The following is an 18,063-nucleotide window of genomic DNA, read 5'->3' on the forward strand; positions in this document are numbered from 1 at the left end:
GATGACACGATTTCTCAGGGCGGCCTGCCTCGGACTGGCAGGGCTCGCCAGCGGCTGCATCGCGGCCGAAACCCCGCCCACGGCGCGGCATCTTCAGAGCTTTTCCTGGCAAAGCGACGCCGAAGGCTTTGGCGGGATGTCGGGGTTCGAGCTGGCCGAGGATGGCGAAAGCTTCGTCGCGATCTCGGACCGGGGCCGCTTTGTCGAAGGCCGGCTGATCCGCGAAAACGGCCGCATCACCCGGGTCGAGGGCACCGCCCCCCAGCCGCTGATGAACACCGGCGGCAACCCGATGCACCGCAAGGTGGCGCAGGATGCCGAGGGGCTGGCCATTGCCGCCGACGGCCGGCGCTACATCTCTTTCGAGGGCCGGGCCCGGGTCTGGGCCTATCCGACGATGGCGCGGGCGCAGGCGCTGCCCAGCCACCCCGATTTCGACGGCATGCAGAACAATTCCGCGCTCGAGGCGCTGGCGGTGGACAGCCGGGGCTGGCTTTACACGATGCCGGAACGTTCGGGCCAGTTGACCCGCCCCTTCCCGGTCTATCGTTTCAACGGCACCCGCTGGGATCAGCCCTTTGCGATCCCCCGGATCGGCGGCTTTCAACCCACCGGCGCCGATATCGGCCCCGACGGCATGTTCTATCTGCTCGAGCGCGAATTCACCGGCCTCGGCTTTCGCTCGCGGGTCCGGCGCTTTCCGCTTTCGGAAACGGCGCTCGGCCCGGGCGAGGTGCTGCTGGTGAGCCATCTCGCGCGGCACGACAATCTCGAAGGCCTCGCCGTCACCCGCGCCGCCACCGGCCAGATCAGGCTGACCATGATCTCGGACGACAATTTCAACCCGTTCCAACGCAGCGAGATCGTCGAATACCTGCTGCCCTGAGGCAATCGCCCGGATCCGACCCGGCATTCCCCGCGCCCGAAGACCACCCGCCCCGGACCCCGATCCGGGGCCCCCTGGCCCGCGGCGCGCCCCGCCTGCCCGGCTTCCCCTTGACCGAGGCGCAGCACCTCTATATGCCCCGCCCGTTCCCGTTTCGGGAGCCAAGTCGCCGCAACCTTGCAAAAACGGGCATCAGACATGAACCGCACCCATCTTCCCGGCATTCTTGCCATGGCCGCGATCGTCGTGGCTTCGAACATTCTCGTTCAATTCCTCATTCTCGACGGGCTCCTCACCTGGGGCGCCTTCACCTATCCGCTGGCCTTTCTCGTCACCGATGTGATGAACCGGGTCTATGGCGTCCGCGCCGCGCGCAAGGTCGTGCTGGCAGGCTTCGTCACCGGCGTGATCTGTTCGCTTGTGGGCAGCCAGATCATGTTGCAGGGCGACGGCTACACCTATGCCGCCGTGCCGCTGCGCATCGCCGTGGCCTCGGGCCTTGCCTTCCTCGTGGCGCAGCTCACCGATATCGCCGTCTTCAACCGCTTTCGCGCAGGCCGCTGGTGGCGCGCGCCACTGGTCTCGACGCTGGTCGGCTCGGCGCTGGACACCGCGCTGTTCTTTACCATCGCCTTTTCCGCCTCTGTCAGCCTGTTCGACGCCGAGGCCGATGCCGCGATCAACTGGGCCTGGGAGGCTGTGCCCTTCCTGAACACCGGCCCGCTGGCACCGCTCTGGGTGACGCTGGCCTTTGCCGACTGGCTGGTGAAGCTCTCGCTGGCGCTGATCGCATTGATCCCGTTTCGGGCAATCGTCGCACGGCTTGGGCAAAATCGCGCTCTGGCCTGAAAAAACCTTTTGCGATTTGGCCTGTCCGTGCCATGATTCGAGTACGGACAACAAACAGAAAGGAGGTGCTTCAGTGTCTAGAGAGGTATTGGAGAAAGGTGTCGGAACAGTTCGGGGAGAGGCCCTCTGAGGCAGCCCTTGGGGGAGTTTCACCCCGAATTGGTAGGACCTAACCGGCCCCACCTCCTGACATTCTCGAAGGGCCATGCCGCCGGGCATGGCCCTTTTCGATTCAAATGACTGGCGGGACCGGCGCGCGACCCCGGGGAGGTCCCGGACCAGGTCCGGGGCGTACTCGGCTCGCGAGGCCCCGCGCCGCTTGCGACCTTGCCGTTCGCCCTCAGCCTGCCATATTCACCCGCATGACCCTGCACATCAACGATCAGATCGAAATCGCCGACTGGGAGCTGACGGAGCAATTCATCCGCGCCTCGGGCCCCGGCGGGCAGAATGTGAACAAGGTCTCGACGGCGGTGGAACTCCGCTTCGAGGCCGCCCGCTCGCCCGCCCTGCCCGATCCGGTCAAACGCCGGCTGCAACGCATCGCCGGCCGCAAATGGACCCGCGACGGCGCGCTGATCATCCAGGTCGACGAAACCCGCTCCCAGGCCCGCAACCGCGAGATCGCCCGCGAACGGCTGGCCGAGATGGTGCGCAAGGCGCTGGAACGCCCGAAACGGCGCATCCCGACGCGGGTGTCGCAGAACCAGAAACGCAAACGCGTGGATGCGAAAAAGAAGCGCGGCGAAGTCAAGGCGCTCAGGGGGAAGGTCGAGGAATAGCCCGGCCTACACCACCACCTCGATCCGCTCCTGCTCGCCCACGCCGAACACCCGCTTGTAGCGCTGGATCTCCGTCTCCGGCCCCATCGCCTTTTCCGGGTTGTCCGAGAGCTTGACCGTCGGCCGCCCCTCGGCCGAGACCGCCTTGCAGACCAGCGAAAAGGCGTCGAGCCCGCCGTCCGGCACCAACCCGCGGAAATCATTGGTCAAATTCGTGCCCCAACCAAAGGACACCCGCACCCGACCCGAAAATTGCGCGTGCAATGCCGCGATGTTCTCCACGTCGAGCCCGTCGGAAAAGATCACCAGCTTGTTGCGCGGGTCCTCGCCGCGGGCGGTCCACCAGGCGATCGCCGCCTCGGCGGCCTTGGCCGGATCGCCGCTGTCGATGCGGATGCCGGTCCAGCCGGCCAGCCAATCCGGCGCCTTGTCGAGGAAACCTTGGGTGCCATAGGTGTCGGGCAGGATGATGCGCAGGTTGCCGTCGTGCTCTTCGTGCCAGTCGGCCAGCACGTCGTAAGGCGCCCGCGCCAGGGCCGCGTCATCCTCGGCCAGCGCGGCATAGACCATCGGCAGCTCATGGGCATTGGTGCCGATCGCCTCGAGATCGCGGTTCTTGGCGATCAGGCAGTTCGAGGTGCCGACAAAGCTCTGCCCCAGCCCTTCGGTCATCGCCTGCACACACCAATCCTGCCACAGAAAGGAATGCCGCCGTCTTGTGCCGAAATCGGCGATCCGCAGATTGTCGATGGCGCGCAGGCCTTCGACCTTTTCCCAGAGCTTGGTCATCGCCCGTGCATAGAGCACCTGCAATTCGAACCGCCCCATGTCATTGAGCACCGCCCGCCCGCGCAGCTCCATCAGCACGGCAAGCGCCGGGATCTCCCAGAGCATGACCTCGGGCCAGGCGCCTTCGAAGGTCAGCTCGTACTGGCCGTCGCGCTTTTCCAGGTGATAGGGCGGCAGGCGCAGGTTTTCGAACCATTCCATGAAATCCGAACGGAACATCGACCGCTTGCCATAGAACATGTTGCCGCGCAGCCAGGTGCTCTCGCCGCGCGACAAGGACAGCGAGCGGATGTGATCGAGCTGTTCGCGCAATTCGCCCTCGTCGATCAGCTCGGCCAGGCGCACCGATTTCGTCCGGTTGATCAGCGAAAAGCTGACCTGCGTGTCGCGCTTGTTGCGAAACACCGACTGGCACATCAGCAGCTTGTAGAAATCGGTGTCGATCAGCGAGCGGACGATCGGGTCGATCTTCCATTTGTGATTCCACACGCGGGTGGCGATATCGACCATCTCGACCGTCCTTCCCTCAGCGCAGCGTGACGCCGGCGTTCTGCATGTTGGTTGTCGCCGCCGCCAGCGACCCATCCAGATCGATGGCGCGGCAGTGATCGCCCACCACCGTGACGCCAAAGCCGAGATTGGCCGCATCCACCGCCGAAAAGCCGACGCAGAAATCCAGCGCCAGCCCCACCATCACCAGCTCGCTGATCCCGCGCGTGCGCAGATAGCCTTCGAGCCCGGTTGGCGTCGCGTGATCGTTCTCGAAAAACGCCGAATAGCTGTCGATCGCCGGCCGGAACCCCTTGCGAATGATCAGATCGGCGCGCGTCGTTTCGAGTTTCGGGTGAAACTGCGCCCCCTCCGAGCCCTGAACGCAATGATCCGGCCAGAGCACCTGCGGCCCATAGTCCATCTCGGTCATCGCGAAGGGCGCCTTGCCCGGATGCTGGCTGGCAAAGGAGGAATGCCCCGCCGGATGCCAGTCCTGGGTCAGCACCACCGCCTCGAAGTCCGCCATCAGGGCATTGATCGGCGCCACGATCTCGTCGCCGTCCCCGACCGCCAGCGCCCCGCCGGGGCAGAAATCGTTTTGCACGTCGATCACGATAAGAGCGCGCATCAGGCGGCCTCCTGTAGTCCCGGTTTCGCCGCAGCTTAGAATCGGCATTGCGGAATTGCCATGGCCCATCCTTGCCGCTATAGCCGCCGCTTCGCGATGGATCGGAGGTGCGGATGGCACGGCTTGGCATAGATTTCGGAACCTCCAACACCGGCGCCGGCATCCTGCGGGATGGTCGCCCCGCCGCCCTGCCGCTCGAAGCGGGCGCGCAGACCCTGCCGACGGCGGTCTTTGTCGATTTCACCGACAAGCGCTTTGTCTATGGCGAGGCCGCGGCGCGGGCGATGATGGAGGGGCAGGACGGCCGCTTCATGCGTGGGTTGAAAAGCATCCTCGGCACGCCGCTGGCACGCGAAAAACGGCGGTTTCTCAACGAGCGGATGACGCTGATCGAGGTGATCGGCCGGTTCCTGGCCGAGATTCGGTGCCGTTCGGAACGGATCACCGGTCAGAGCTTCGAGGCCGCGATCTCCGGCCGGCCGGTCAGGTTCCACTCCGAATCCGAGGACAAGGACGCCCAGGCGGAGATCGACCTGCGCGAAGCCTATGCGCTGGCGGGCTTTCGCGCGGTCGATTTCCTGCCCGAACCGGAAGCGGCGGCGCTGGCGGTGGCCGGCGAGGGCCGCATGCTGATCGTCGATATCGGCGGCGGCACCTCGGATTTCACCCTCTGCGAACGCGCGCGCGGCCAGACCCGGGTGATCGCCAGCCGCGGGCTGCGGCTCGGCGGCACCGATTTCGACCGCAGCCTGAGCCTCGCCCATGTCATGCCGCTGCTGGGCCACGGGGCCGAAATCGGCGCCGAGCTGGGCGCCAAGACCCATGCCGCCCCGCGCGCATTGTTCCACGATCTGGCCAGCTGGGAAAAGATCGCCTTTGTCTATGATGCGGCACTGCTGCGCGAGGTGAAACGCTGGATCCGGCTGGCCCGCGACCCCGTGCTCTTCGAGCGACTGGCCGAGGTGCTCGAAATGCATCTGGGCCATGACATCGCCTATGCGGTCGAGGCAGGAAAAATCGCCGCCAATGACTCCGAGCGCGGCGAAATCGCGCTCGACGTGGTGCAACGCGGGCTACGGATCGATCTCTGGGGGGTGCAGTTGCAGCACGAACTCTCCTCCGCTGCCGCGCGCATTGGCGACATGGCGCTGGCGACGCTCAAGGACGGCGGTTGCCGGCCCGACCAGGTCGACATGGTGGTCTTTGTCGGCGGCTCCAGCCAGCTGTCCGGCGTCCGGCAGGCGCTGGCAAGGCGGCTGCCGGAGGCGCGGCAGGAAACCGCCGAGGTCTTTACCGCGGTGGTGCACGGCCTGGCCTTCGCGGCGCGGTAATCGCAGGACCGGGCGCCGGCGATCTTGCCTGCGCCGCCCGGTCTGCGTACATGCAGCCCATGTACACCGTTGCCGCGCTCTATCACTTCACCCGCTTCGAGGATCCCGCCGCCGTACAGGGCCCGCTCCGGATGCTCTGTCAAGATCAGGGCATCACCGGCACGCTCTTGCTGGCGCAGGAGGGGATCAACGGGACCATCGCGGGCCCGCGCGCCGGCATCGACGCGGTGCTGGCGCATATCCGCGCCCTGCCCGGCTGCGCTGATCTCGCGCATAAGGAAAGCCGCGCCAGCGCCCCGCCCTTTGCCCGGATGAAGGTGCGGCTCAAGCGCGAGATCGTCACCATGGGCCAGCCCGACGTCGATCCGCGCGCCCGCACCGGCCATTACGTCGATCCCGCCGACTGGAACGAGTTGATCCAGAGCCCGGATGTGGCGGTGATCGACACGCGCAACGATTACGAGGTCGCCATCGGCACCTTTGACGGCGCCATCGATCCCGGAACCGCCAGTTTCCGTGACTTTCCCAAGTGGTGGCAAGACAACAAGCACCGCTTTCACAACAAGAAGGTGGCAATGTTCTGCACCGGCGGCATCCGCTGCGAGAAATCCACCAATTACCTGCTCGGCCAGGGGGTCGAGGATGTGTTCCACCTCAGGGGCGGCATCCTGAAATATCTCGAAGAGGTGCCCGAAGCGCAGAGCAGCTGGCAAGGCGAGTGTTTCGTCTTCGACGGCCGGGTCTCGGTGGGTCACGGTCTCAGGGAAGGCCCGCATCTGCTCTGCCATGCCTGCCGCCGCCCGATCCTTCCCCAAGACCGCGCCCGCCCGGAGTACGAACACGGCGTGGCCTGCCACCATTGCGTGCGCGAGACCTCCGACGCCGACAAGACCCGCTTTCGCGAGCGCCAGAAACAGATCGAACTGTCCCGCAAACGGGGCGAGAAACACCTCGGCGGCGATCACGGCGTCTGATCCTTTTTCTGTTGGCAGATACCGCGGGTGAATCGCCGCGCGCGGCGATGGGACAGCGCCCCCGTCCTTGCCATCCACCAAACGAACGGTCATATTCGCATATGACATTATGTTTGGGAGGACGTCGTCATGGCACTCACCCGCAGAGAGATGCTGGCCGGTCTCGGCGCCGGTCTGGCCCTGGCCGGCCCGGTCTGGTCGGGCACCACCCTTGGCGCAATGCGGATCGACACGCTCAGCGATGGCAACCTGGCGCTGCCCGGCGATTTCATCTTCGGCCCGATGCCGCAACAGGCGCTGACGCCGATCCTGCGCAAATACGATCTCGATCGCGACAGCCTGACGCCGGGCTGCAACCTGACGCTGCTGCGCGATGACGAGAGAACCGTGCTCTTCGACGCTGGCGCCGGTCCGGATTTCCAGCCCTCGGCCGGCAAGCTGCAAGCTGCCTTTGATGCCCTCGGCCTGTCGCCGGACGACATCACCCATGTCGTGGTTACCCATGGCCACCCAGACCACATCTGGGGGCTGCTCGACGATTTCGGCGATCCGCTGTTTGCCGAGGCCACCCATCTGATCGGCGCGACCGAGCTGGATTACTGGCTGGACGACACCACCGTCGACACCATCGGCCCGGCGCGGCAGGCCTTTGCCGTCGGCGCGAAACGGCGGCTCGAGGCCCTGGGTGACCGGATCACCACCTTCACCGATGGCGCCGAAATCCTGCCCGGCGTTTTGGCCCATGCCAGCTTCGGCCACACCCCGGGCCATATGTCCTTCGAGCTGCGCAGCGGCACTGACGCGATGATGGTCGTCGGAGATGCCATCGGCAATCACCATGTCGCCTTCGAACGACCGAGCTGGCCCTCCGGCTCGGACCAGGACGTTGACACCGCCGCCGCCACCCGCCTGCGCCTGCTCGATCGGCTTTCCACCGAGCAGATGCGGCTGATCGGCTTTCACCTGCCCGGCGGGCTCGGCCGGGCCGAGGCCCATGGCGACGGCTATGTCTTCCTGCCGGAGGCGACGTGATGCGGATCGCCCTGGCCTTGGCCCTGCTCGCCGCGCCCGCCCTTGCCAACGAGGAGATCGCCGATCAATACCCCGGCTCGCTGCTCTATTCCAAACCGGTCGAGTTCATTCCCGGGGTCTGGTCCGCCATCGGCGCCACCGCCCCACCGACCTATGAAAACGCCGGCCACAACAACAATCTGAGCTTTATCGTCACCGGCGCGGGGGTGGTCGTCATCAACAGCGGCGCGGCGCACCAGCTGGCTCGGGCGCTGCATGACGAGATCAGGAAAGTGACCAACCAGCCGGTCATCGCGGTCTTCAACGAGAACGGCCAGGGGCATGCGGCGCTGGGCAATTCCTACTGGGCGGCGCAGGGCGTGCCGATCATTGCCCACGAAGATGCGGCGCGGGAGCTGGAGCACTCCGGCGGCCAGATCCTGAGCGGCATGATGCGCTACAACCGCGACCGCGGCGAGGGGACGGAGATCACCCTGCCGACCGAGACCTTCGCCGAGACATACATCCTCGAAAAAGGCGATTTCCGCATCGAAGCGCGCTATCTCGGCCCGGCCCACAGCCCCGGCGACATCGTGATCTGGCTGCCCGAGCAATCGCTGGTGATCTCGGGCGATATGGCGTTTCACGAACGCCTGCTGCCGATCTTCGAACATACGATCACCGCCGATTGGCTGGACACCTGGGACAGGGCGTTTGAACCGCTGGGCGCGACCTATGTGATCCCCGGCCACGGCCATCCCACCAACATGGCTCAGGTGCGGCGCTACACGCGCGACTACTTGGAATTCCTGCGCGGGCAGATCGGCGCCCATATCGACGCCGGCGGCGGGCTGGCCGAGGCTTATTACGTCGACCAGTCGCCCTTTGCCCATCTCGACACCTTCGAAGAACTGGCGACCAAGAACGCCGGCCGGGTCTACGAGCAGATGGAGTGGGAGTGAGCCGGCTCAGAACGCCAGCGCTTCTGCGACGATCTCGCCCAGAAGCGTCTCGACCGCGTCCATCGGGCCGGCGGGATAGCTGCGATAGCCGATCTCGACCTTGCCGGCGCGGTCGGTGACAAAGACGCTGTAGGGACAATAGGCGATATTGGCGGGATCGGCCTCCATCACCTGCCGCGAGACCTGCGCCGAACAGAACAGAAAGGCATCCGCCGCATCAAACAGCGGCGCGCCGCCCACGTCCTGACGGGTGCGCGCCAGCATCTCGCCGATGTGGCTGCGGTAATCCACCACCAACCCCTGATTGACGATGGCGTTTTCGACGCTGAACAGCGCATCCTCGTAGCTGCCGTCATAGACATGGGTGATCACTGGCGCTTCGGCCATGGCGGCGCCGGCCAGGCTGGCGGCAAAGGCCAGCGGAATCAGGCGGATCATCTGTAGTGCTCTCCTCAAAGTCGGGCCCCGCCCCGGGGCAGAGCCCGCCCCGGTCCGGTTTCAGCCGAACATGTCACTGGTGATCGCGTCATACCAGCCGAGACTTTCCTCGTAGGTCGCCTTGCGCGTCGCCGCGTCTTCACCGGTCTGGCTGACAAAGCCGTCGATCCGGGCGATCTTTTCTTCGGTCGCCTCATAGGTGGCGCCGACCTTGACGCCATCGTCCGCATCGATCAGCGACCAGCAGGTATTGGAGAACCGCGCCGGAAAGACGCGGCTTCCGGTCAGCGCGCCGCGCACCGCATTGGCACAGACCTTGGCCTGCGAATTGGCGGAAAAGCCCGATTTCGGCATGTCGCCCTGCGCCGCCGAATCGCCCAGAACGTGGATCTCGGGATCGACCTTGGACGACATGTCGACGGCATTCACCGGCGCCCAGTTGCCCTCGGTCACCCCCGCCAGATCGGCGATATGGCCGGCCTTCTGCGCCGGGATCACGTTGCAGGCCGCCGCCTCGATCACTTCGCCATCGATGTCCACCGTCATCTCGGCCGGGTTCACGGTGACATTCTCGCCGCCGAAATCCGGGCCGATGCGGGTGATCATGCCCGGGTAATGCGCCTCCCAGCCGGCCTCGAACAGCCCCTGCTTGGAGAAATTGGCCTTGGAATCGGCGATGATGATCTTGGCGGTCGGATTGCTCTGCTTGAGCACATGCGCCACCATCGACACCCGCTCATAGGGCCCCGGCGGGCAGCGGTAGGGGTTGGGCGGCGCGACCATCACGAAGGTTCCGCCTTCGGGCATCGCAAGGATCTGCGCCTTCAGCAGCTCGGTCTGAGAGCCGCCCTTGTAGGCATGCGGCATGGCATTCTGCGACGTGAGGTCCCAGCCGGCCACCGAGCCCGCGACGAAATCGATGCCCGGCGAGAGGATCAGCCGGTCATACGGCACCCGGCCGCCGCCGGCGAGCGCGACGGATTTGGCGGCGCGGTCCACCCCGGTGGCCCAGTCGTGCACCACGTTGATCCCATAGTCGCTGGCCAGGGTGCCATAGGAATGCGCGATGCTCTCGATCGTCCGAAAGCCGCCGATGTAGAGATTGGAGAAAAAGCAGGTGTAATAGCTTCGCGATGGCTCGATCAGCGTGACGTCGATCTCGCCGGCGCTGTCCTTGGCGATGTAACGTGCCGCCGTGGCGCCGCCGGCGCCGCCGCCCACGACGACAACCCGAGGCTTGCCATGGCTCCCCGCCCGCACCATCGGCGCGCGAAGCGTCGCGGCCGCCGCGGCGGTGCCGATAAAGGCCCGTCTGTTGAATGACATGTCCGTCTCCTCCCATAAAGCAGGGCCGCCCTATGGTGCGAGCGTCCCGAAATATGCGGCCAGCGCCGCAATCTCCTCGTCGGACAGGCGCCCGGCGATCATCTGCATGGCGGGATGGGATCTCTGGCCCGATTTATAGCCGTGCAGGGCGACGACGAAGGCCTCTTGCGGCCATCCGACGATCGCGGGAATGGCGTCGCTGCCAGAGGCCTGATGGCAGGTGGTGCATTCCGATGACAGGTATTCACCATACTCCGGGTCGCCCTCGATGGCGAGGATTTCGCCGATCTCCGTCTCCTCTTCGGCCGTCACCGCCGCCGCCCACCCGAGACAGAGCGCCAGGGCGACGGTCAGCGGGCGGGGGGCGACGGGCATGACTTCACTCCTCGGCGAAGGATTTCAGGTATTCGACCACCGCAGCCTGATCCGCCTCCTTGCGCAGGCCCGAGAAGGACATCTTGGTGCCTTGCAGATAGTCGCGCGGTTTGGCCAGAAAGGCTTTGAGGTCTTCCTCTGTCCATATCAGACCATCTTCGCCGGCCTGCTTCAACGCTTTCGAATACGAGAATCCGTCGATCGCGCCGGCCGGATGGCCGACAATGCCGTTCAGCGCGGGGCCGGTGCGGTTCTTGGCCCCTTCGCCGACCTGATGGCAGGACTTGCACTTCCGGAACACCCGTTCACCGGCCGCCACCAGTTCGGCATCAAGCGCGGCCGGCACCACGGCTTCGGCCTCTTCGACGGCTTCGGTCTCTTCGACCGTGGCCTTTTCGACCGCAGGCGGGTCTTCGGCCGCCCCGGCCTGATCCGGCGTCACGTCCAGAACGGTGGCGCGCATGGTGATTTCGACGCTGTCCTTGCAGTTCTCCATGCAGGGCTCGGCCCGCCATTGCGCATATTCCGCCTCGGCCCGGTCATCGACGATGAAGCCCGCGGCGTTGGGCATCTCGACTTCGAGGAAGTTCTCGTGGCTGAGGGTGAAATCCTCGTCAACGATATCGTTGGAATAGAGGATATAGGCGGTGATCGCATAGACCTCGTCATCGCTCAATGTCTGCGCCGCGCCAAAGGGCATGGAGCGGTGGACATAATCCCAGACCGTCGAGAGATAGGGCCAATAGCTGCCCACGGTCTTGACCGGGTCTTTCCGGTCCAGCGTGTCCCAGCCGCCGGCCAGCGTCGGCCAGTTGCCGACGCCCTCGGCAAAATCGCCATGACAGGCGGCGCATTGCTCGGCAAAGACCTCTTCGCCGGTCCAGACATCGCCGGAACCTTCGGGCAAGCCGGTGCCATCGGGCAGGATATCGACGTCCCAGGCGGCGATTTCCGCTTCCAATGCCGGGCGGCCGAGGCCGAGGCGGCTGTCTGTCAGGCCCTGGGCCGCTGCCATCTTCATCACCGGGGCCTCTGGCGCGCTGGCGGCGGCCCCGGCCTGCGGCACGTCCGCCGGCTCTGCCAGCCCGGCTTGCTCGGCCACTTCGGTCGCGGCCGGGATCACCTCGGCCGCCGGGGCGCCGCCACCGGGGATTTGAAAGGCGATCGTGGGCGCCGTGGCGGGCATCGGGGTGACAAAGCGGTCGGCCAGGGTGATGGCCAGACCGGCGGTCGCGGCAATGCCCGCGCCCGCGCCGACAAACAGAGCGGCTTTAGGAAACTTCGACATTTTCGGCCACCCCGTTGGATTTGACATGCCAGGTCTGAATGCAGTTGTTGTGATAGATCGAATTTTCGCCGCGCACGTCGCGCAGCTGGGACTTGGTCGGCTGGACATAGCCGGTCTCGTCCATCGCGCGGGCCTGCAACAGCATCTCGCCACCGTCCCAGTCGGTATCGAGATAGAAGCGCACCAGCGCCTTGTTTCCGCCCTCCTGCGAAAGCCGTGCGGTCTCCCAGCTCTTGCCGCCGTCCCGGGAGACGTCGACGCGGGTGATCCGCCCGTGCCCCGTCCAGGCCATGCCAGTGACAACCAGCGGCCCGGGTCCGTGAGTGATGGGCATTTGCGGCGAGGGCGAGGTGATGACCGACTTGGCGTCCATCACCCATGTCCATTTGCGGCTGGTCCCGTCGGCCAGCGTGTCGGTGTATTTCGAGGTTTCTTCGCGGCTTTCGACCGGCTGATCGAGCACCTCGATCCGGCGCAGCCACTTGATCCACATGTTGCCTTCCCAGCCCGGCACCACCAGGCGCACCGGGTAGCCATGCTCCTTGCGCAGCGCTTCGCCATTGGCCTTGAACGCCACCAGAACGTCATCCAGCGCCTTCTCCAGCGGGATCGAGCGGCCGTTCGACGAGGCATCGGCGCCTTCGACATAGACCCATTTGCCCGCCGTCTCGCCCGACAGCCCGGCCTCGTTCAGCAGGCTGCGCAGCGGCACGCCGGTGTATTCCATGTTGTGAATCATGCCATGGGTGAACTGCGCGCCATTGAGCTGCGCGCCGGCCCATTCCATGCCGGTGTTGGCGGCGCATTCGCAGAAATAGACGTGGTTCTCGCGCGGAAAGCGCTCGAGATCGGCATAGGTGAAGACCAGCGGCCGATCGACCAGCCCGTTGATCATCAGGCGGTAATCCTCCTTTTTCAGCTCGATGGCGCCCGAGTGATGCCGTTCGAAGGCGCAGCCCTGCGGCGTGATCGTGCCGTCGAGCGCGTGGATCGGGGTGAAATTGATCGAGCTGATCGTATCGGCGGTGAGCCATTCGACATTGCGGCGGATCACGTCGCTCTCGAATTCGATGGGCAGGCCATAAGGCACCTCGTCGACGCCCTGGCCGAGCCCGGACGCCCAGTCCTGTACTTCGGTGATCAGCGGATCGGGGGTGGCGGCGCGGGCGGCCCCGGCGGTGACGGCACCGGCGGCGGCGGCCACGCTGCCGCGCAGGAAGGCACGGCGGGATGATTTCAGGATGTCAGACATATGGCCCTTCTCCCTTGGTTGCGGTTTGCCGCTTGGACGGCGCGATTGGAAAACGCACTGCCCGAGGGCAGTACGGCATGTTCTGTGCGCCCGGGGTCGGGCGGTCAGGCAGGTCTTCTGTGCCTTCAGACGCCGGTCACGGCGACGCTGGTATTCGGATCAAGCCGGACAGTTCCCAGCTTGGAGATATGGGCCTCGACCACATCCCAGATCGGCGGGCCTTCGGTGCCTTCGTTCACAGAGGCCCAGCCGGCGACAACGTAGTTGCGCGCCGGGTCGATGGCCTCGCCGGTCGAAAGCAGCGTCATCTCGGAGATGCGCTCGCCCTGCGGTTTCGAAATGTCGATCCGGTAGCCCATGCCGCCAACGCGCACCATATCGCCGCCCTGCTGGTAATAGGGATCCGGGTTGAAGATGTTGTCGGCCACGTCCTCGAGCACGATTTTCAGGAATTCGCCCGTCATTTCGGTGCGGTAGGCGTTGGGATAGGTCATCGAGGTGACGTTCCAGATATCCTCGCGGGTGATCTTCTGGCCGGGGATCAGCGACGGCCCCCAGCGCACGCCCGGAGACAGCGCAATCTCGGCGTCGCGTTCCGACAGCAGCGCATCGCAGATCAGGTCGTCCCACGACCCGTTGAAATTGCCGCGGCGGTAAAGCAGGCTCTCGCTCTCGCCGATCACCTCTTGCAGCTCCGCCTCATAAGGCGCGCGCTCTGCGTCGATGACGGCGGCAACCTCCTTGTCGGGGGTGATCACGTCGGAAAAGATCGGGATCAGCTTGTGCCGAAAGCCCATCATCCGCCCATTCCGTACATCGAGATCCACGCGCGAGACGAACTTGCCGTTGGACCCGCTCGCCACGATGATCGTGTCGCCCACCAGCACCGGCTCGGGCAGCGCGTCATGGGTGTGGCCCGAGAGGATCACGTCGATGCCGGTGACGATGCCGGCCATCTTCTTGTCGACGTCGAACCCGTTGTGCGACAGGCAAACCACCAGCTCGGCGCCCTGCGCGCGCACCTCGTCGACCATTTCCTGCATGTTCTCGTCGCGGATGCCAAAGGCGTATTCCGGGAACATCCAGCCGGGGTTGGCGATCGGCATATAGGGGAAGGCCTGGCCGATGACGGCGATCTTGACGCCGCCGCGTTCAAAGAACTCGTAGGGCGGAAACAACTCGGCCGGCTCGTCCCATTCGGCGTCAAAGATGTTCTGCCCCAAGGCGGCGAAGGGCAGGCCCTCGACGATCTCGGCCACCCGGTCGGAGCCGAGGGTGAACTCCCAATGGAAGGTCATCGCATCCGGTTTCAGCGCATTCATCACGTTGACCATGTCCTGGCCCTGGGTGTGATAGCAGGTGTAGCTGCCGTGCCAGGTGTCACCGCCATCGAGCAGGAGCGCATCGGGCCGCGCGGCGCGGATCGCATTGATCACCGTGGCCACCCGGTCGAGCCCGCCAACCCGGCCATAGGCCTGCGCCAAGGCCGAGAAATCGCCCGAGGACAGCGCGTAATGCGCGGGCGAGCCGTCGTCGATGCCGTAGAGCCGGCGGAAATCGGCGCCGGTCACATGCGGCACCGCGCCCTTGTTGTCGCCGACGCCGATATTGATCGACGGCTCGCGAAAATAGATCGGCTTCATCTGGGCGTGGATGTCGGTGACATGGATCAGCGAGACATTGCCGAAGGTGTCGAACTCCAGAAGCTGGTCCTGGGTCAGCGCCTGCTGCGCGGCCAGGCGCGACCAGGTGCCGAAACCGGAGGCGCCAAGCATGGCCGAGGCGGCCATCGAGACCTGAAGGAAATCGCGGCGGGAGATCATCGGAGGCTCCTTGTATCACACAGGGCTTTTCTCACACACGGCTTCACATGCGCATATGTGAATAAGTCAAGAACAGAAAACCCCGCGCCAGAGAAACCGGCGCGGGGCGTGGATTACTGGCGAACCGCCGGTGTCTCGACCGAAAGGCCGTTGCCGCGCGAGGCGACATAAAGCTCCAGTGCGCGGAACTCGTCGGAGCCCTCGGCAAAGGTCTCGGCGCGGGTGTCGCGGATACAGCCGCGGAAGCGGTTGTGCTTGGAGATTAGCTTGGCCTGTTTCAGACGATAGGTCGGAAAGCCGTTGATCTGGCCCTGGCTGAGGTGATCGGCGCGGATGTAGTTGCCGTTGTTGTCCTCATGGCAGGAGGCACAGGACAGCTCGAGCTGGCCATAGCGGGTGTAATACATCTCCTTGCCCTGCTCCCAGTATTCCTGGGCCGGGCCGTCGATGGCCACGTTCATCGGCATGCCGCGCGACTGATGCGCGATTGCGGCGATCATGCCCTGCATCTCGGCGCCCGACCATTTCCACGGTTCGGCTTCCATGCGCTCGGTGCGGCAGGTGTTGACCAGATCTTCCATCACCACCAGTTCGCCGGCCTCGTTGACCTTGGGCATTTCTGCGGTGAGCCCGGCAAAACTCTCGATGTCCTCGTGACAGGAGGCACAGCTCTTGCCGGCGGCGCCTTCGACCACCTCGAACTGATCCAGCGCCTGATCGACAAAGATCATGCCGGGGTTGTCGAAATCGTCGAGCTCAAGCGCCTGGGTCTCGTTGGTGCGGTAGTGCCAGCCCGAGATCACCTTGTCGCCCAGCGCACCGTCCAGATGGGCGGGGGCGTCGGCCTTGGAGACCATCTCGACGTCGCCGTTGATGACCAGCGCGTCATCGTCAGGACCGCCGGCAAAGGCCGGTGCCGCGGCCAACAATGCTGCGGCAGTGAGTGCGGTAAATTTCATATCTTCCCTCCCTAAGCTGTCCTGCCCCGTTTTCGGGGTCAGATGGCGCGCCCGCCCCGGTCCATCCGGAGCAGGCAGGGGCCTCAGCCGACCGCGATTTCCTTGGCTTCCTCATAGACCGAGCCGTCATCGTCATACCAGGTGAACTTGAATTCACCCGATTCAGGCACCGTGGCCTGAAACTGAAAGTACGGGTTGGTCGAGATCGCCGGTTCCAGCGTGACATCGATCACGTTCTCGCCGTTGAAATCACAAGTGAACCGATTGATGATCGAGCGCGGGATGGTGTTGCCGTCCTTGTCCTTGCGCTGGCCGGATTCCATCGTGTGGCTGATCAGGGTCTTGATCGTGATCGCTTCGCCGGCCTGGGCCTTCTTGGGCACCTTGACGCGGGGTTTCACACCTTTTGCCATTGTTCTGTCTCCTTGTTAGCCGCCGCAGCCGCCGATGGTGACCTTGACGGTCTTCGAGGCGCGGACAAAGCTGCCGTCGGCCATCTGTGCGACGGCAATCACGTCCTGGGTTCCGGCAAGGCGAATCCGCGTGGCGGCCTCCTGCGCGGCGGCCAGCGGGCCGAAGTTGAACGTCGCGACCGGCGGCGCCGGGTTGCCGGCGGCAAAGACCGCGATGGCGGTGGCGCCGGGGGCCGAAACCTCGATCGGGACTGTGTTGCCGTTCTCGGCGATCTCGGGCGCGGTCAGCTCGAGCCCGCCCTCACCGGTTTCGGCTCCGCCGGTGAAATCATTGATAAGATCGTCCACCGACGCAAAGGCGCGGAACGGCAGGACGGTCAGAAGCGCGGCACCGGCACCGAGAGCCAGCGTTTCGCGTCGCGTGAAATCCATCATTTGTCTCCTTGTCTCGTCTGACGGGCGGTCACTCGTCTTTCAACGTCATCAGGAACGCCACCACGTCTTCGATCTCCTGCGCCGTCAGCAGCGGCGGCAGCGGCTCTTCGCCCGCCTTGCCGGTAAAGCCGTTGCCGGGACGGATGAAACCGCTGGTCTTGTAGAATGCCGGCATCACCGTGCCGTCATAAGTCATCTTGGCATTGGCGACGATGCCGCGCAGCTCGGCCTCTTCCCAGCGCGAACCGACGCCATCGAGAATCGGACCGACTTCGCCATGGAACGGCGCATCCTTGAGCTCGGTCACCGCGTGGCACGAGATGCAATTGCCCTTGGATTTGGTCTTCATGATCACCGCGCCGCTTTCCGGGTCGCCCGGTGCGCCCGACAGCGAAGTCGCAATGGCGCCGTAATCGTCGTAGGTCACATCCTGCGGGGCCACTTCTGCCGCGAGCGCGGCCTGCGCGCCCAGCGAGGCAACCGCCAGTGCTAGTGTCGTGAGCCTCATATTCCCTCCCTAAGTCGCTACCTTGTAATTTTTTGTATCAGGTTGCTTTGCGTACCGTAGTCCACTGCGGCAGCCGGACGCAACAACAAATTCATGAGTTTGAATTAGTTGATTTGAATCAATCGGTGCTGCCATCGTCGCGTTCCTGGATCATCCGCGCGTGGTATCGCTGAAAATCCTCGCCGTTATCAAGCAGATACCTCTTTTCCGCAACCCAAGTGAACCACTACCGGCTGACGCCGGTAGCATCATGTTTTCCATGTAGTTCGAGGTACTGAAGTATGATGTCGTCGGTCACGTTTCCCGAAGTGGTCGAGAAATACCCACGAGCCCAGAACCGGCGGCCCCAGTAGCGCTTTCGCAATTCGGGGAACTCCATCTGGACCCGGCGCGAAGAGCGACCCTTGATACGTTGCATGACCGTGGCGAGGGCCAGTTTCGGCGGCACACTGATGAACATGTGGACATGGTCACGCGCCACGACGCCCTTGACGATGTGCACGTCGAGTTCTGCGCAGGTTTGGCGGATGATCTCGCGAAGA

Annotated in this window: 20 protein-coding genes and 1 pseudogene; 7 read left to right on the plus strand and 14 right to left on the minus strand. The window is 64.8% G+C overall.

The window, feature by feature from the left end; all coding sequences use genetic code 11:
• The first annotated feature begins 1 nt into the window (after position 1).
• The 3 genes from BMW90_RS22615 (at position 2) to arfB (ending at position 2,517) form a co-directional block, all read left to right on the plus strand.
• Complete coding sequence (locus BMW90_RS22615) at positions 2-886, plus strand: esterase-like activity of phytase family protein (RefSeq protein WP_074839540.1); 885 nt, start codon at positions 2-4, stop codon at positions 884-886.
• A gap of 198 nt (positions 887-1,084) precedes the next feature.
• Positions 1,085-1,735 carry a queuosine precursor transporter gene (locus BMW90_RS22620; protein WP_074839543.1) on the plus strand — a complete coding sequence of 217 codons (651 nt, stop codon included), beginning with the start codon at positions 1,085-1,087 and terminating at the stop codon, positions 1,733-1,735.
• A 362-nt stretch (positions 1,736-2,097) separates the two neighbouring features.
• On the plus strand, positions 2,098-2,517 hold the full coding sequence (gene arfB, locus BMW90_RS22625; protein ID WP_048533459.1) for an alternative ribosome rescue aminoacyl-tRNA hydrolase ArfB: 420 nt from the start codon (positions 2,098-2,100) through the stop codon (positions 2,515-2,517).
• 6 nt (positions 2,518-2,523) lie between these two features.
• On the opposite strand, the gene pncB is transcribed toward arfB, so the two are convergent.
• Both pncB and pncA read right to left on the minus strand, forming a co-directional pair.
• The gene (gene pncB, locus BMW90_RS22630) at positions 2,524-3,816 is read right to left on the minus strand and encodes a nicotinate phosphoribosyltransferase (RefSeq protein ID WP_048533460.1); all 1,293 of its coding nucleotides are present in this window, start codon (positions 3,814-3,816) and stop codon (positions 2,524-2,526) included.
• A gap of 16 nt (positions 3,817-3,832) precedes the next feature.
• Positions 3,833-4,426 (minus strand): bifunctional nicotinamidase/pyrazinamidase, encoded by a 594-nt coding sequence (gene pncA / locus BMW90_RS22635; RefSeq protein WP_074839545.1) that lies wholly within the window; start codon positions 4,424-4,426, stop codon positions 3,833-3,835.
• 113 nt (positions 4,427-4,539) lie between these two features.
• Here pncA and BMW90_RS22640 point away from each other — a divergent pair, with 113 nt between their 5' ends.
• The 4 genes from BMW90_RS22640 (at position 4,540) to BMW90_RS22655 (ending at position 8,704) form a co-directional block, all read left to right on the plus strand.
• Positions 4,540-5,757, plus strand: coding sequence for an Hsp70 family protein (locus BMW90_RS22640; RefSeq protein ID WP_074839547.1), 1,218 nt, complete (start codon positions 4,540-4,542; stop codon positions 5,755-5,757).
• 59 nt (positions 5,758-5,816) lie between these two features.
• Entirely contained in the window at positions 5,817-6,731 is a 915-nt protein-coding gene (trhO, locus tag BMW90_RS22645; RefSeq protein WP_074839550.1) for an oxygen-dependent tRNA uridine(34) hydroxylase TrhO, read from the plus strand.
• Between the two features lie 129 nt (positions 6,732-6,860).
• Positions 6,861-7,763, plus strand: coding sequence for an MBL fold metallo-hydrolase (locus BMW90_RS22650; RefSeq protein ID WP_074839552.1), 903 nt, complete (start codon positions 6,861-6,863; stop codon positions 7,761-7,763).
• Positions 7,763-8,704, plus strand: a complete 942-nt coding sequence (locus tag BMW90_RS22655; RefSeq protein ID WP_074839555.1) for an MBL fold metallo-hydrolase — start codon at positions 7,763-7,765, stop codon at positions 8,702-8,704. The genes BMW90_RS22650 and BMW90_RS22655 overlap by 1 nt, the downstream gene beginning before the upstream one ends.
• Positions 8,705-8,710: 6 nt before the next feature.
• Here the strand turns inward: BMW90_RS22655 and BMW90_RS22660 are convergent, their stop codons facing one another.
• From BMW90_RS22660 to tnpA, 12 genes and pseudogenes are all read right to left on the minus strand, one after another.
• Positions 8,711-9,142, minus strand: a complete 432-nt coding sequence (locus BMW90_RS22660) for a DUF302 domain-containing protein (protein ID WP_139211524.1) — start codon at positions 9,140-9,142, stop codon at positions 8,711-8,713.
• Between the two features lie 60 nt (positions 9,143-9,202).
• Entirely contained in the window at positions 9,203-10,468 is a 1,266-nt protein-coding gene (locus BMW90_RS22665) for an NAD(P)/FAD-dependent oxidoreductase (RefSeq protein WP_074839557.1), read from the minus strand.
• 30 nt (positions 10,469-10,498) lie between these two features.
• The gene (locus BMW90_RS22670; protein WP_139211525.1) at positions 10,499-10,843 is read right to left on the minus strand and encodes a c-type cytochrome; all 345 of its coding nucleotides are present in this window, start codon (positions 10,841-10,843) and stop codon (positions 10,499-10,501) included.
• A 4-nt stretch (positions 10,844-10,847) separates the two neighbouring features.
• On the minus strand, positions 10,848-12,131 hold the full coding sequence (locus BMW90_RS22675; protein ID WP_083416167.1) for a c-type cytochrome: 1,284 nt from the start codon (positions 12,129-12,131) through the stop codon (positions 10,848-10,850).
• Positions 12,115-13,383 carry a sulfite dehydrogenase gene (soxC, locus tag BMW90_RS22680; protein WP_074839558.1) on the minus strand — a complete coding sequence of 423 codons (1,269 nt, stop codon included), beginning with the start codon at positions 13,381-13,383 and terminating at the stop codon, positions 12,115-12,117. Before soxC ends, BMW90_RS22675 begins: the two co-directional genes overlap by 17 nt.
• A 125-nt stretch (positions 13,384-13,508) precedes the next feature.
• Positions 13,509-15,206, minus strand: coding sequence for a thiosulfohydrolase SoxB (gene soxB / locus BMW90_RS22685; protein WP_074839561.1), 1,698 nt, complete (start codon positions 15,204-15,206; stop codon positions 13,509-13,511).
• Positions 15,207-15,319: 113 nt separating this feature from the next.
• A complete protein-coding gene (gene soxA, locus BMW90_RS22690; protein ID WP_048533470.1) occupies positions 15,320-16,165 on the minus strand; it encodes a sulfur oxidation c-type cytochrome SoxA in 846 nt (281 codons plus the stop codon).
• A gap of 83 nt (positions 16,166-16,248) precedes the next feature.
• Positions 16,249-16,578, minus strand: a complete 330-nt coding sequence (soxZ, locus tag BMW90_RS22695; RefSeq protein WP_048533471.1) for a thiosulfate oxidation carrier complex protein SoxZ — start codon at positions 16,576-16,578, stop codon at positions 16,249-16,251.
• Between the two features lie 15 nt (positions 16,579-16,593).
• Positions 16,594-17,010: a thiosulfate oxidation carrier protein SoxY gene (soxY, locus tag BMW90_RS22700; protein ID WP_048533472.1), complete on the minus strand. Its 417-nt coding sequence runs from the start codon at positions 17,008-17,010 to the stop codon at positions 16,594-16,596.
• A 31-nt stretch (positions 17,011-17,041) separates the two neighbouring features.
• The gene (gene soxX, locus BMW90_RS22705) at positions 17,042-17,521 is read right to left on the minus strand and encodes a sulfur oxidation c-type cytochrome SoxX (RefSeq protein WP_074839563.1); all 480 of its coding nucleotides are present in this window, start codon (positions 17,519-17,521) and stop codon (positions 17,042-17,044) included.
• A gap of 118 nt (positions 17,522-17,639) precedes the next feature.
• Positions 17,640-17,744, minus strand: a pseudogene (locus BMW90_RS27100) (thioredoxin); the annotation flags it as partial.
• 3 nt (positions 17,745-17,747) lie between these two features.
• Positions 17,748-18,063: IS200/IS605 family transposase (gene tnpA, locus BMW90_RS22715; RefSeq protein WP_074839566.1), on the minus strand; the 316-nt coding region annotated here is incomplete at its 5' end.

The sequence above is a fragment of the Marinovum algicola genome (assembly GCF_900109145.1).
Lineage (GTDB): Bacteria > Pseudomonadota > Alphaproteobacteria > Rhodobacterales > Rhodobacteraceae > Marinovum > Marinovum algicola.